At 38.3% G+C, this 16060-nt stretch carries 6 protein-coding genes; 3 read left to right on the forward strand and 3 right to left on the reverse strand.

Translation table 11 applies throughout. The features are described from left to right. Window positions 1-3: 3 nt before the first annotated feature. Together J0J33_RS08185 and J0J33_RS08190 are read left to right on the forward strand one after the other, a co-directional pair. A complete protein-coding gene (locus tag J0J33_RS08185; RefSeq protein WP_019294044.1) occupies window positions 4-807 on the forward strand; it encodes a pyruvate, water dikinase regulatory protein in 804 nt (267 codons plus the stop codon). A gap of 114 nt (window positions 808-921) precedes the next feature. Further along, window positions 922-1512, forward strand: a complete 591-nt coding sequence (locus J0J33_RS08190; protein WP_206887462.1) for a lipoprotein BA_5634 family protein — start codon at window positions 922-924, stop codon at window positions 1510-1512. A gap of 80 nt (window positions 1513-1592) precedes the next feature. On the opposite strand, the gene J0J33_RS08195 is transcribed toward J0J33_RS08190, so the two are convergent. Next, on the reverse strand, window positions 1593-2072 hold the full coding sequence (locus J0J33_RS08195) for a VTT domain-containing protein (protein ID WP_206887463.1): 480 nt from the start codon (window positions 2070-2072) through the stop codon (window positions 1593-1595). A gap of 180 nt (window positions 2073-2252) precedes the next feature. Next, window positions 2253-12326, reverse strand: coding sequence for a KxYKxGKxW signal peptide domain-containing protein (locus tag J0J33_RS08200; protein ID WP_206921667.1), 10074 nt, complete (start codon window positions 12324-12326; stop codon window positions 2253-2255). 224 nt (window positions 12327-12550) lie between these two features. On the opposite strand from J0J33_RS08200, the gene J0J33_RS08205 reads away from it, so the two are divergent. Continuing rightward, window positions 12551-13695 (forward strand): IS3 family transposase gene (locus tag J0J33_RS08205; protein ID WP_206889150.1). Its coding sequence is split into 2 segments (ribosomal slippage): window positions 12551-12782 and window positions 12782-13695, totalling 1146 coding nucleotides; the frame shifts between segments, so codons are not numbered across the junction. A 13-nt stretch (window positions 13696-13708) separates the two neighbouring features. On the opposite strand, the gene J0J33_RS08210 is transcribed toward J0J33_RS08205, so the two are convergent. Continuing rightward, window positions 13709-15652: a DEAD/DEAH box helicase gene (locus tag J0J33_RS08210; protein WP_240265721.1), complete on the reverse strand. Its 1944-nt coding sequence runs from the start codon at window positions 15650-15652 to the stop codon at window positions 13709-13711. Window positions 15653-16060: the final 408 nt, after the last annotated feature.

The raw sequence follows: 16060 nt of genomic DNA on the forward strand, positions 1-16060 counted from the left end.
AAAATGCAAAATATAAAAATTTATCTCATTACTGACTCTGTCGGTGAAACAGCAAAAAAAATTATTTCTGCTGTTGTGGCACAATTTCCAACTGTTGATTTATCAGATGTTCAGCTTTATCCTTTTACCAATGATAAAGATTCACTATTAGAAATTTTGAATGATGCCAAAAAAGAAAATGCCCTTGTCGCTATCACTCTCGTTGATAAGTCTTTAGTGGAGTGTGTCCAAAAATTTTCAGATACACATGATTTGGCCTATGTGGACTTTATGTCGCCGCTCATGCAACTTATTGAAAAACGTTCAGGTGAGCAACCTACACAAGAGTCCGGCAGTGTGCATCGGTTAAATCAAGCCTATTTTAATCGGGTCGCTGCTATCGAATTTGCGGTGAAATATGACGATGGGAAAGATCCTAAAGGTTTTTTAAATGCTGATATTGTGCTTCTTGGTGTCTCTCGAACTTCGAAAACCCCACTGAGTATGTACTTGGCCAACAAAGGTTACAAGGTAGCAAATCTCCCGATTATTCCGGAGGTCGAAGTGGCTAAAGAACTTTATAAAGTGAATCCGCATAAGATTATTGGCTTAACCAGTACTTCTGAAAGCTTAAGTAATATACGAAGCTACCGGGAGCAAACGCTCGGACTTAAAACAAAATCCATGTATTCTGATGAAAAACGTATTCTTGAAGAGTTGGCATATGCCGATACACTCTTTGAGCAGTTAGGCATAGAGACAATTGATGTCAGTAAACGTTCGATTGAAGAAAGCTCAATGCTTATTGAGAATCTTATCCAAAAATAAAAAGCACACAAGTGCTTTTATTTTTTATCTTACAGAAGAGTAAGTTTTTGAGTCATAATTCCTTGATAAAATAAATAAAGAAATAAAAAAACTTTAGAAAAGGACAACACTACATTGACAAAGAAACTTTGGATTATTCCAGCACTCATCTTGTTTATCGCAGGAGGCTACTTTGCCGTTAGTAAAGTTATCTCTTTATTCCACCAGCCTGTTCATGGCATCATTCTTTATAGTTCAGACAAAAAAGAACTTGATCAAAGCTTAAAAGACAACCAATCTTACATAAAAAATAACATCACTGTTGAAGGAAAATATGTCGCTGAAACAGATACTTTGGTATTAGATGCGACATCTGCTGAAAAATTGATTCAGGCAAAAGCTGTCAACGCAGTCAGCAAAAAAGGGGACGAATTCAAATTCAAACATATTACCTCGCTTTCGAAAACTCCTGCTTTATGGACCGCTGATACACAAGTAAAAAATATCGAAGATGAAAAAGGACAAAGTTTTACTGCTGCTACAACGGAATATGTTGTCTTAGGTGAATCAAGTATGACGAAAAAAACACTCGTTCTTGACAAAGAAGACTTCAGCAAGTTTCAAGCTCCTGCCAAATATGTCAGCATGATTGAAGAAAAACGAGATGCTGCACATGCTTTAACAGAATATAAAGCCGATAAAGCACAAATTTTTAATTTTAAATAAAAATAAACACAACTAAGGTTGTGTTTTTTATATTGAATCCATATTTAAAGAAAAAATGAAATATGAACAAGTCCCTTGTGTTATGTATTAGGCTTAAGTTTTTTCACTAAAAATGTCCCAACACTCCAAAGTAACAATACGATAATAACAAAAAGAATCAATAAGCCAATTGAGCCATTAGCAATCGAGCGGAATAAGGTTAGTCCTCCTGCAGCGTAGACAAAGCCCCACGCTAAATAGCCTGGAAGAGCGACCAGTGTGTACTTGCTCCATTTCCAATCTAACATACCAGCAGCAAGCTGCACCACAGTTTGAAAACCAACTGTCAAGAAACTCAAAGGTATAACGGGCCATCCATATTTTTGAAGAGCAAGCATTCCTGCTCGATTTTCTTCGGATTTCTTTGCCTTTTTCCCCCATTTTGTCTTCAATAGTCCCATATGAATGAGTTTTCCTAGACCAAATGTCATCTGTGCCCTAAAGAAAACAACAATAAACAAGAACAAGGTGGCTTGCCAGAGTGGCAAACTTGCCACCCAATTTAGCATCTTTTCAACCATCTGTTTTTACTCCTCTTATTTTACATAAGCTAAATTATAAAGCTCTCTACTATTGAAACATAATATATTAAAAAGTCAAATTCTTTTGTTTTACATCAAATATAAACTAAAAAGCAAATACCTTAGTACTTGCTTTTTTACTTTATTTTATTCCTTTCTAAATATTTTTGTTATTTGTTCTTAAGCTTTTTTCTTTTTCTTCTTACCTAGAGCTGCGGCACCTATTAATCCTAAGCCTAAAACACCTAAGCCAATAGAGTCCTTATCACCAGTATGTGGCAAAGTGCTCATGTGTTCTGAATTTCTAGATGCTAATGATGTTGATTCAGAAGCACTTAGTGATGCGGAAATTGATTCACTTGTTGATACAGATGCTGATTCAGACATTGATGATGAGGTTGAAAGTGAGACTGAATCACTTAGTGATAGCGATGTTGAGCCACTTTCTGATGCTGATTCTGAAACAGACTCTCTATTTGAAGTTGATATCGAAGTTGAATCACTTGCTGAATCACTTATGGAATCACGACTTGACTCCGAACTTGATGATGAAAGTGAGACTGAATCACTTGTGGATACCGACAACGAAGCACTTGCTGAACCGGACTCACTCACTGAATCGCTGAGAGAATCTCGCTCTGATGCTGAAACAGATGTTGAAAGACTGGCAGACTCACTGACGGAATCGCGACTTGATTCAGAGCTTGATGATGAAAGTGAGACTGAATCACTTGTAGATACCGACAACGAAGCACTTGTTGAACCAGACTCACTCACTGAATCGCTGAGAGAATCTCGCTCTGATGCTGAAATAGATGTCGAAAGGCTGGCAGACTCAGACACTGAATCACGTACTGAAGCAGAGATGGAATCTGAAACAGAGACTGAATCACTTGTGGATACCGACAGCGAAGCACTTGTTGAACCAGACTCACTCACTGAATCGCTGAGAGAATCTCGCTCTGATGCTGAAATAGATGTCGAAAGGCTGGCAGACTCAGACATTGACTCACGTCCTGAAGCAGAGAGTGAATCTGAAACAGAGACTGAATCACTCAATGAAGATGATGCGGAATCACTTGCTGAAACGGAATGACTCACAGACTCACTGAGCGAGCTTCGGTTTGAATCAGAGACTGATGTCGAATCACTTAACGAATCTGAAGCTGAACCTGACTCTACTGGTTCAGACTGCGAAAGTGAATGTGATACTGAAGTTGACTCGCTCACGGATTGAGAAGCTGAACTTGATGTTGAAGTTGAGCTCGATGTTGACTCTGATCCACGGTCAGAATCTGACTGAGATACAGATAGACTATTTGAACTGCTTTCAGATGAAGACTCTGAACTTGAGAGCTCTCCTGAAAGAGATGCTGAGATTGATTCTGAAACTGATGTCGAACCAGACATAGAGATAGAATCTGAAATTGAATCACTCTGTGATTCACGTTGTGAATCAGAAATTGAGCCCGACATACTATTTGAGCTACTTTCAGATGAAGACTCTGAACTTGATACCTTCCCTGATTCTGAAGCTGATGCCGAATCTGAGACAGATAAGGAAGCTGAGGTTGACACTGAAGTTGAGATTGACTCACTCAACGAATCCCGTTCTGAAGTTGAGTGAACGATTGATTCACTTATTGACAAACTATCTGAAGCTGATTCTGAACTTGAAGTTCTACTTGAATCCGACGAGGATACTGATTCTGATATTGAAGCTGAACTTGAGCCTGATAGGGATTCTGAGACAGATTCACTTAAAGAGTCTCTTTCCGATGCTGAGGAGGATACAGATCCACTCACAGATACACTTTCAGATACTGAGTCCGAGCTTGAAGCTTGCTCTGAACCCGAAATAGATAGTGATTCTGAGGCTGATGTAGATACTGAGTGTGAGGCAGAACCTGAAGCCGAATTACTTGCAGAGTTAGTATTAGAATTTGAAGCTAATGATTCTGAAGCTGACTCCGAAGTAGAGTTACGGTTCGAATTTGATGCAGATAGGCTCTCTGAACTTGACAAGGATAAAGATGTCGAAAGTGAATCACTGATTGATACTGATGTTGATACCGAATCAGAAAGAGATTCTTGCTCTGAGCTCGATGTTGATAAGGAAACAGATATTGAATCACTTTGAGAATTATTTACGGACTCAGATACAGAGCCTGATTGACTGCTAGATTCACTTTGTGAACCTGAAAGTGATTGTGAACCACTTATAGATTCTGAAGCTGAAAGTGAGGTAGATACTGAATCTGACTGTGAACCAGAGGTTGAATGTGATACTGACTCACTGCTTGATTCAAGTGTTGAAGTTGAAGCTGAAGTACTTTCTGAGCTGGAAGCATTACTAGAGCCTGAAAGAGATTCACTTACGGAACTTGATGTTGAGAGACTTTCAGAAGTTGATTCACGACTTGAATAAGAGAGCGATTCAGAAATTGATTCTGATGCACTCACAGACTCACGCGCTGAATCTGAAAGTGAACGACTTTCTGAACTTGACTCAGAGACTGAACTTGATGTCGATAGACTCATTGATGTGGAAAGCGAAGCAGACTCGGAAGCTGATTGACGGCTAGAATCTGAGCTTGAGCTACTCTCTGAACTTGAATCTGAAGCTGATTCACGACTGGAAATAGAAAGTGAAGTACTTTCAGAAGCTGATTCGCTGCTTGAAAGTTTGCTTGATTCACTTGCGGAAAGGCTACCTGAATCACGTTCTGAGGCTGACGTTGATGTTGAAGCACTTGCTGAATCAGAGAGAGAGTCGCGACTCGAAGCTGAAACTGATGTTGAAACTGATGTCGAATCACTTATTGATTCTGACACAGATTCACTTACAGAAACAGATGCACTCGTTGAAGCACTATTTGAATCTCGTTCTGAGGCTGACAACGAGCTTGAAGCACTCACTGAGTCAGAAACAGATTCACGAGAAGAGTTTGATGTCGAAACAGACTCTGAGGCTGAAATGCTATTAGACTGTGATTGTGAATGACTTACTGAGGCTGACGTACTACTTGATTCACTATTTGAAGTTCGGTTCGAATCTGACATAGACGTTGAAATGCTCAACGAATCAGATTCTGATCCTGACTCAAGAGGTTCAGAATGAGACAATGATTGTGATACCGAAGTTGACTCACTCACAAACTGAGAAAGTGAGGTTGAGCTGGATTCAGATGATGAGTCGGAATCGGATTGACGTGATGAATCTGACTGTGATCCAGATAAACTATTTGAAACACTTTCAGACACAGATTCTGAACTTGAAATGCGTCCTGAGTCCGAAATTGAGATTGACTCAGAAACAGACTGGGAATCTGAGTTAGATGCAGAAACCGAGCTTGACTCACTTTCTGAATCACGACTAGATACAGACTGGGAGTCTGAGTGACTATTTGAACTGCTTTCAGATACAGATTCTGAACTTGAAGCTTTTCCAGACTCTGAGCTTGAGCTAGACTCTGAGCTTGAAATTGAAGTTGAGTGAGACCCCGATGTTGAGCTGGATTCACTCATAGAGTTTGTATCAGAATTAGAAGTCAGAGAATCTGAACTTGAGTCAGAAATTGAATCACGTGTTGAGTCAGAGTTTGAAGTGCTTTCTGAGCTTGAATCATTACGCGAATCAGAAAGCGATTCACTAATTGAGCTTGATACTGAAATGCTTTCAGAATGAGATTCACGTGCTGAGTCAGACACCGATTGTGAAGCTGATACAGAATCACTGAGCGAATCACGACTTGATTCTGAAAGAGAACTGCTCTCAGAGCTAGAACTACTTCTTGACTCGGATTGTGAAACACTCATCGAGCTTGATGTTGAATTTGATAGAGATTGAGAATCACGACTTGATTCTGAAAGAGAGCTACTTTCAGAAATAGATTCTGACATCGAATCACGGCCTGAAACAGAAAGCGAAGTACTCTCAGAAGCTGATTCGCTACTTGAATGCTTGCTTGAATCACTTGCCGACTCACTCAGAGAGGTACGAGCAGAGTCTGAAACAGATGTCGAAAGACTGGCAGAATCTGAGATAGAATCACGACTTGAGTTAGAAACTGAAACAGAGTCCGAAATCGATTCACTAAGAGAATTCGAAGTTGAATCACTTGCTGAGCTTGAATCACTCACCGACTCGCTTATTGAATCACGTGCAGAATCTGACAGAGAGTCTGAGATTGAGTGACTTGAAGAGTCAGATACTGATAGAGATAGACTTATCGAAGCTGACAACGAATCGGAGAGCGAGCTTGAATCACTCATTGATGTCGAAAGTGAACTACTTGTTGAAGTAGATAGCGATGCTGAGTTACTTTCTGAATTACGACTTGATTCTGAAGTCGAGGCAGAAAGACTTGAAGAATCTGACAATGACTCACGACTCGAATCTGAGCTTGAGGCAGAGTTTGAATCTGAAAGACTTCCTGATGTCGAAAGTGATGTACTCAACGATGCTGAAAGACTTGAAGATTCACTTGATGAAACGCGACTTGATTCTGAAAGCGAGCTTGAAGCGCTAAGCGAATCGGAGTCTGAACCAGATTCGACAGGCTCAGAGTTTGAATCTGAAGTTGAAACAGAAACAGATTGGCTCTCAGATTGAGATATAGAGTTTGAAACGGAAGCGGAAATTGACTCTGAGTCAGAATTACGTTCTGAATCTGAAACAGAAAGTGAGTTGCTGACAGAGTTACTTTCTGAAGCGGAGTCTGAACTTGAAGCTTTACTTGATTCTGAACTTGAGCTTGAGTTTGAAACAGACTGCGATTCTGATACAGAAGTTGATGCTGAAGCTGAATCACTGGTAGAAACCAGCTCTGACTCTGAGCTTGAGCCTGATTCACTCAATGAAGTACTGTTTGAAACCGACTCTGAATCAGAATTAAGGTTTGAATTTGAAACAGAGTTAGAAATAGAACCTGAAATTGATTCAGAAACCGAAAGTGACCCTGACACTGATTCGCTGCTTGACTCTTGTGCTGAGTTTGAAAGTGATTCTGAAACACTATTTGAAAGACTTTCTGAAGCGGAGTCTGAATTTGAAGCTTTACTTGATTCTGAACTTGAGCTTGACTCTGAGCTTGAAACGGAAGCTGAAAGAGAACCTGAAGCGGAACTTGACTCGCTCGCTGAGTTTTGATCAGAATTAGACTCAAGTGAGTTTGATGCAGAATCTGATAATGAATCTCTTGTTGATTCTGAACGTGAAGTACTTTCTGAAGCTGAGTTTTTACTTGACTCAGATATAGAGTCACTTATTGAAGTTGAGAGAGAACTTGATTCTGAAAGTGATTCACGACTTGATTCCGACAAAGATCCAGAAACGGAGTTTGAATCACTCATAGAAGCCCACTCAGAAGTTGAAAGAGAATCTGAAGCTGAACCAGAAACTGACAATGAATCAGAGAGAGAATTGCTTACAGATGTTGAAGACGAGTTCGAATCTGAAAGTGATTCACGACTTGACTCTGATGATGAAACGGAAGCTGAGGCGGAGTCACTATTTGATTCTCTACTTGAGTTTGACGTTGAAGCACTGATTGAAACGGAAACTGAACCAGACAGTGAAGCAGAGTCACTCATAGAACTAGAAACTGAAGCTGATTCTGAGTTTGACTGACGTCCAGATTCTGACAGTGAAAGACTTTCTGAAGCTGATTCTGAACTTGAGGCTTTGCTTGACTCACTCGCTGAATCACTTGAAGAGTCACGTTCCGAAGCTGACAGTGAAGTTGAAAGACTTGCTGATTCTGAACTTGATTCTCGACTTGAAGTTGAATGCGAAATTGATTCCGAAACAGATGTGCTTACTGAGGTTGAAAGGGAATCACTTGTTAAAAGAGAGTCACTGCTTGAATCGCTTGTTGATTCACGACTTGATACTGATTGTGAATCAGAGGCAGATTGGCTTTCTGAACGAGAATCACGACTCGACTCTGATAATGAAGATGAAATCGAACTTGATTCACTTATTGATTGTGATATAGACTCGCTTGTAGATGTTGAAAGACTTGCTGAATCACTTGTTGATTCTCTTTCCGAACCTGAAAGGGAAAGAGAATCTGATGTAGAGTCAGAAACTGATTCTTCTATTGATCCTGAATTAGAAATGGAATCACTTAGCGACTCACTGACTGAGACCGAATTAGATTCGCTTATTGAGGACGAATGTGATGCAGATTCACTATTAGACTCACGGTTTGAATCAGACAATGAACTTGAAACGCTTAGAGAGTCCGACTCAGAACCTGATTCTAAAGAGTCAGAATGAGAGTTTGAACTTGAGGCAGATGCAGATTCACTTACTGATTGTGACGTTGAAGTTGATCCAGATACAGAGTTAGATTCAGAAGATGAATTGTTGCCTGATTCTGAAAGTGATGATGAGTCGCTTGATGAAGTGCTTTCTGAAGCTGAAGTCGAGCTTGACTCACGTCCCGATTCAGAAGCCGAGAGTGACTCAGAAGCTGAAACTGAAGTCGAGTTGGAGCTTGAGTCAGAGCTAGAATCGCTTGTCGAAACACGTTCTGAATCAGATTGAGAAATTGATTCTGAGACTGAACTGCTTTCGGAGCTTGACTCGGAGTTTGAATTTCGTCCAGAATCTGAGCTTGAGTCAGAAATTGAAGCTGAAACAGAGTCAGAGGTAGAACTTGAAACTGACTCAGAATCACTTTGTGAATTTCTCTCTGAATCAGATATTGAGGCAGAATCTGAAACTGAGCTGCTCTCTGAGCTTGAGTCGGAACTTGAATTTCGTCCAGATTCTGAAGACGAAACAGAATCAGAGACTGAGTTCGAAGTCGAAATTGAAGCTGATTCTGAGCTTGATTCTGATGCCGAATTTGTATTCGAATTAGAATTAAGTGATTCTGAGGCTGAATCTGAAGAGGAATCACGACTTGACTCGGAAAGTGATGTACTTTCTGAGCTTGATACTGATACCGAAGTTGAAATTGAATCACTTGTTGAGGTACTTGTCGAAAGCGATTCTGATACAGACTCAGAAATTGATGGACGTTCCGAAGTCGAAATTGAAGTCGATTCGCTTATTGAGTCCGATATAGAATTACGGTTTGAGTCAGAAAGTGATTCGCTAACTGAAGCTGACAATGATTCTGACTGTGATACTTCTTCACTTTGTGACTGTGAGTCTGAGCTTGACTCTGAGCTTGATTCTCGATTTGAATCTGAAACTGAGGCCGAATGACTGTTTGAGTCAGATGTTGATTCACGATTCGAATCTGATTGCGAATCTTTATGAGAATTAGATGCTGAGTCTGAGACGGAAGTCGACTCACTAAGCGAACGAGAATCAGATACTGAATCGGAGAGTGACTCCCGATTTGAATCTGAAAGCGAAGTTGAGAGACTGCTGGATTCTGAACTTGACTCACGACTTGACTCTGAGAGCGAGCTACTATCAGAAGATGAATCGCTACTTGAATTTTTACTTGATTCACTTGCTGAATCTGAACTTGATTCCTGCTCTGAAACTGAAAGTGAATGTGACGTGCTTGAGGAATCGGATTCAGACTCACGCGTTGATTCGGAAGTTGAGCTACTTATTGAAGTAGACTCTGAAATTGATTCTGAAATTGATAGGCTAATAGAGCCTGATTCTGAGCTTGACTCACTTGCTGACTCACGATTCGAATCAGACGTAGAGACAGATCCGCTCACTGAATCGGAGTTTGAGTCTTGCGTTGATTCTGAATGTGAGGATGAATTCGAAGCAGAATCACTAATTGAGTCTGATAACGATGCACTGATTGAGTCAGAAAGACTTGAAGATTCGCTCTGTGAATCGCGAGTCGATTCTGAGCTTGAAGTTGACTGGCTTGAAGAATCAGATTCTGATCCAGACACAATAGGTTCTGAATGTGAAAGAGAGCTTGAAATCGATTCTGAATCACTTACTGAGTTGGACACGGATGTCGAGTTTGATTCAGAACTTGAATCTGATGAAGACTGACGTTCTGACTCAGAATTTGAGAGTGATTCACTCACCGATGTACTTTCTGAAGCTGAATCAGATATTGAACCTTGTCCTGATTCCGAGGAAGATACAGAATCAGATATCGATTCTGAAACTGAAAGTGAGTGAGAATCTGATACTGACTCACTTACAGAAGCATGATCTGAATCTGATGTTGAAATAGATCCGCTTACAGAAAGACTCTCTGAAATCGAATCAGAAATTGAGCCTTTGCCCGACTCTGATGAAGAAATAGAATCGGAAATCGACTGAGAAACTGAAGTTGAACCAGACTCTGATGCTGACTCACTGGCTGAATTCGTCTCTGAATTTGATGCCAATGACTCTGATGCAGATTCCGAAACTGACTCACGTTTTGAGTCTGAAAGTGACGTGCTTTGCGATGTAGATATAGAAGTTGAGACTGAAGCTGAGTCACTTATTGATCCTGAAGTTGAGACAGACTCTGATAAAGAATCTCGAATCGAGTCTGAGAGAGATTCTGAACTACTGCTTGAATTTGAATTTGAATCGCGGATTGAATCAGATAGCGAAACACTTTGAGAATCGGAAATTGATGTTGATTCTGATTGTGAATCACTCATGGAAGTTGAAAGTGAAGAAGATTCCGAATTAGAAGCGCGGTTTGAGTCGCTTGTAGAATTCGAAACACTTGCAGAATCACTGCTGGAATTTCGATTAGATTCACTTACTGATAGTGAATGACTGGCAGAATCACTCTCTGAATCTTCCACTGAGCCACTTAAAGATACCGAAACAGATTCGCTATTTGAATTTCGATTAGACTCACTTATGGATACAGATTGAGAGCCGCTTAATGAATTTGAGACACTTTCTGACTCACTCATAGATACTGAAAGAGAATCACTCACAGAGTTTGAAACACTCTCAGATTCACTTATAACTTCTGATTCAGAAGTAGATTCAGAACCAGAAATTGATTGTGAATCAGATATTGATTCTGAGCTTGACTCAGAAAGGGTTTCTGATAAAGATTCAGAACTAGAAATCGACTGGGAGTCAGATATTGATTCTGAGCTTGATTCAGAAAGGGTTTCTGAAGTAGATTCGGAGCTAGAAATCGACTGGGAGTCAGATATTGATTCTGAGCTTGACTCAGAAAGGGTCTCTGACAATGATTCAGATACAGATTCCGACTTTGAAATTGAATCCGAATCAGATTGTGATTCAAAGCTAGAATCGGATAAGCTTTTTGAATCACTTTTCGAGTCTGAGTCACTTACAATTTCTGATTGTGAAATAGATTCAGACCCACTCACACTTTCTGATGTAGAGGATGAATCACTAATTACAGGAATTTCATAACGGCTAACTGTTGTCCATCCATTTTCATTCGCAATCCAGTGTCCATCATTTACCACAATTTGAATGGCTGGATTTGTATCCGCCCATTCTGGATGTTTCTTAATATAGTTCGTCCAATAAGTGCTCAAATCTCCATCATAAGAAATTTGGGTTGTATAATCTGTCACCGTTTTTCCGAGAGTTAAATTCAATACATTTTGTTGTGGAACAGAAGGATCAGCTTCAGATTTTAATTTAACCGCAACACTTCTTGGGAGCGGTTTGCTTGGATCAAATTGAACGGTTACATTATCTTTATTCATCTGAACCTTCATCAAACCGTCATATTTTGAAGGATCCGTCCCTTTACTGGACTGATAGTAATAACCTTTATAATTAACGTCATAGATCTGGTTTTCAGTGACTTGTCCGTCATCATAAGCAGCTCTTCGAACTGGACCTTGCAGTACTTGAGCTTCTGATGCAAGTTCAGAATTTGATTCAGATGTAGAAAGTGATTGTGATTGTGACTCTGATACAGAGTTAGTATTCGTTTCAGATTCACTCGTTTCTAACTTAATTGCGACACTATCTTTTTGAGCTAATGTTTCTTTTCCGCTCTGCTTCTCCACTGATGGTTGTGTCGTTTCAGCATAGGTTTGCCCTTGTGAAATCCCGGCACCTAATCCAAGACCTGCTACAAGTCCAGTTAAAGCTTTTAGTCCCGAACCAAATCTTGTTTTATATGTTGATTCATCTTCTTCACCGTATAATAGTTGGTAAGAAGTTTCTTTAATTTCTGCTTTAACTTGCTGTGCGGATTTTTTGGATAAATTTAACCAGCTAAAGTGCGTTAAACTGGAGATTACCCAAAATTTTCCCGACTTATGCATTTTAAAACGTGTTACTTGTTTTATAAGTCCCTTTTTCTTATTCATTAACCTTTTTCTTTCTTTTAATTTGTCAATACTTTTATACTGTTTCTGTACCTTTACTTGCATGAATTATCTTTATTTTTTTAAATAAAAGCTCACGCATCCCCATATTAATAAGAGAAATAGAGTAAAAATATGCACCCATTGGTGGATGTATACTATAAAAGTAGACAGAACTTTATGTGTTATAATCTGTTTTAAAAGACATGAAAACGAAAGGACATCCTATGTCAAAATCTAAACGCTACGATGAAGAATTCAAACAATCCCTTGTCAATCTTTATCAAACTGGAAAAACTCAGTCTGAACTCTGTAAAGACTATGGTGTATCTCAAACAGCACTTTCTAAATGGATCAAACAGTATTCTCAAGTTAAACTCGAAGATAATTCTGTACTTACTGCCAAACAAATACAAGACCTACAAAAACGTAATGCACAGCTTGAAGAGGAGAACCTCATCTTAAAAAAAGCAAGTGCCATATTCATGCAAAACTTAAAGTAAGACTCCTCGCTGTCTATCGGTTACGCTTTGAACACGCCACAACAACCTTGTGTCGTGTTTTACATGTCAATCGTTCTACTTACTATAAATTTTTAAAACATAAGCCCTCAAAAAGAGAACTGGATAATCAAATTTATAGAAAACAAATACTTCAAATTTATACCAAAGCAAACAAAAGACTTGGTGTGAAGTCTATCAAGGTCATTCTTCAAAGAGACTATGATACAAAAATCTCTGAAGGAAGAATTTACCGTCTCATGAAGAATATGGCGCTCCCTAAAATGGCAACCGTTAAGCCAAAACGCTCACTTAAAGAAGTTCAAAAAACGTACCCTCAGAACTTACTCAAGCAAGAATTTAATCCTGACCAACCAAATCAAGTATGGACAACAGACTTCACCTATATTTCTATCGGATATAAGAAACATGTCTATCTCTGCGCTATACTTGATCTCTACTCTAGAAAATGTATTGCTTGGAAACTCAGTCATCGTATCGATGCAAAGTTAGCATGTGACACTCTAGAATTAGCACTTAATAAAAGAAAGATTGAAGGAACACTTCTCTTCCATTCTGACCAAGGTTCACAATTTAAGGCCATTGAATTTAGAAAAATAATTGATGACAATAATATCATGCATTCTTTTTCTAAGCCTGGATATCCTTATGATAATGCCGTTACTGAAGCATTTTTCAAGTATTTGAAGCATAGACAAATCAACCGAAAAAATTATCAAAATATGAAACAGGTTCAATTAGATTGCTTTGAATATATTGAGAATTTTTATAACAATTACAACCCACATTCGGCTAATCTTGGACTCACTCCTAATCAGAAAGAAGAAAATTACTTTAATTCAATCAATTAACACTTTTTTCTGTCTACAAATTTGACATTAGTCCATGTATAGTATGTGATGTCTGTCTCTCTTTAGTTGAAAAATAATCATTAACGACAATTTCTGCACTCTGATTTACGATTAATAAAGCTTCAGACACACTTCTAAGTTCCATAATTTCTTGACGCTTCTTATTTACTTGCTCTTTCTGCAGGCGTAAAACTTCATCAAATTGGAGAGCCTTTATTCGCTCATCATAACCATTTTGTTCTGAAATTTTTTGAGCTTTCCTAAAAGCACGCTTTACCTTATAATTACGAATCGGTTTTGTAACTTCTTTATATTTTTCATAATAAGTTTGTATGCTTTCTTGGACGAAATTTTTAATAACATCATCTTCTAAAGATTCAAAGGTATAAGTATCCCCAGGTTCTCCCTGTCTACCTGCTCGACCTTTGGCTTGTAATTCAATACGTCTATTTAACATCCGCTCAGTTATAACAACTGCAAGCCCTCCTTTTTCACTAGCTTCTTCCGAGATTTTAATATCCGTACCTCGACCAGCCATAGAGGTAGAAATAGTCACCGCTCCGACCTGTCCTGCTTCAGAGATAATTTGCGCTTCTTTAGAGCTGCTCTTTGCATTAAGAATATTATGAGGAATTCCTATATTAAGTAAATTCAAAGAATAAAGTTCTGAAGCATCAACAGACCCTGTAATGACGAGAACAGGACGTCCTTCAGCATGTAAAGAAGTTATTTTTTCAAGGCTTGCTTCTAATTTAGCCGCAAAATTTGTGTAACTTTTCGGTTTGTGATCAACTCGGATACTTTTTTTATGAGTTTTTATCATTTTTACTGGGAGATTATAGGTATTGATAAATTCATTTTCCGCAACTTTTGCTGTGCCTGACATACCAGCCAACTGTCGAAACTGACGGAATAAATTTTGATAAGTTATAGATGAAATCGTTTGTGTTTCATTACTTAATTCAACAAATTCTTTTGCTTCAATAGCTTGATGTAAGCCATTTTGTAGATTCGAGCCTTCTAAAATTCGCCCATCTTTGCGGTCAAGCAGTTTAACTTCACCCTCTTCCACAAGATAATCTCGATCTCGTTTTAATGTATGATGTGCTTTTAAGGCCAATATTATATGTTGGTAGAGTGTAAAGAACTGTTGATCAAGAAGATTTGAAATCGAAAAATATTTCTTCGCTTTTGTAATGCCTTTTTCTGTCAACCAAACATTTTTCTGTTCTTCATCCAATTTAAAATCAGCTTCTTTTTGGAGTATCGTAATGAAGGCATTCGTGTTCTCAAAATAATTGGATTGAACTTTTGGCGCACCTGAAATAATCAAGGGCATCTGCGCACTATCTAGAAGGATCTCATCTACCTCATCTAAAAGAGCATAAGTCAATGTCGACATAAACTTCTCTTCTCTTTTTTCAGCCAAACCATCGATTAAAAAATCAAAAGCCAAAGTTCCATTTGAAATATAAATAATATTTGCAGCATAAACTGCTTGTCTTTTTTTTACATCAAATTCTTCTTCCTCAGGATCACTCGTACCATTTGCGACTTCTAACCCTAACCATTGATAAACAGTACCTATACGTTCAAAGTCCCTACTGGCCAAGTAATCATTCGTTGTCACTAGAAAGACTGTATCCAGATACAAAGCTTTTAAATAAAGGGGTAAGGTAGCCACTAAACTCTTTCCTTCACCAGTCTTCATCTCAGCAATTTGCCCCTCATAAAGGGCTAAAGCACCGAGCACTTGTTCATCTGTAGGATATAAACCTAGCACCCTTCGATCTGCTTCGCGAACTACTGCAAAAGCCTCGGCAATAATATCAATTTCTTTCTCATTATTTAAAATACGTTTTTTTAATTCACCGGTTTTATTCCTGAGTTCTTTGTCACTAAATTTCATTACAATTTCTGATAAATTATTTATTTTTTTTAGCAGTTTCTTGTACACTCTCTACTCTTCCTTCTTTAACTATTTATTCACTCGCATTTTTTAGACAAACCTTAATTTTATTGCCAATTAACCTGTATAAACAAAAAAATATACAGAAAAAATGAAATAAAATTCACTTTTTTGTATATCTATTCACGATATTTTTCTCAAATAATAATAGAAAAGTTATTTTGAAAGAGAAAATCATATAATTCAATAAAAAATGGGCTAAAAAATAAAAAAATATTGAAAAAAGCCCCTGAAAACAGGAGCTTCTTTCAATAAAATTAAGGTTTTTTTACAGATGTTCATAAGAAAATTTTGTAGCGAAATATTATTTCACAAAAAACTTCTCATTTATCTCACACTTACATAATATCATATATTTAAAATGAACACAATAAGCAAATCTTTCCAAAAAACAAA

Source organism: Lactococcus sp. LG1267 (genome assembly GCF_017309545.1).
In the GTDB taxonomy this organism is placed as follows: Bacteria; Bacillota; Bacilli; order Lactobacillales; family Streptococcaceae; genus Lactococcus; species Lactococcus petauri.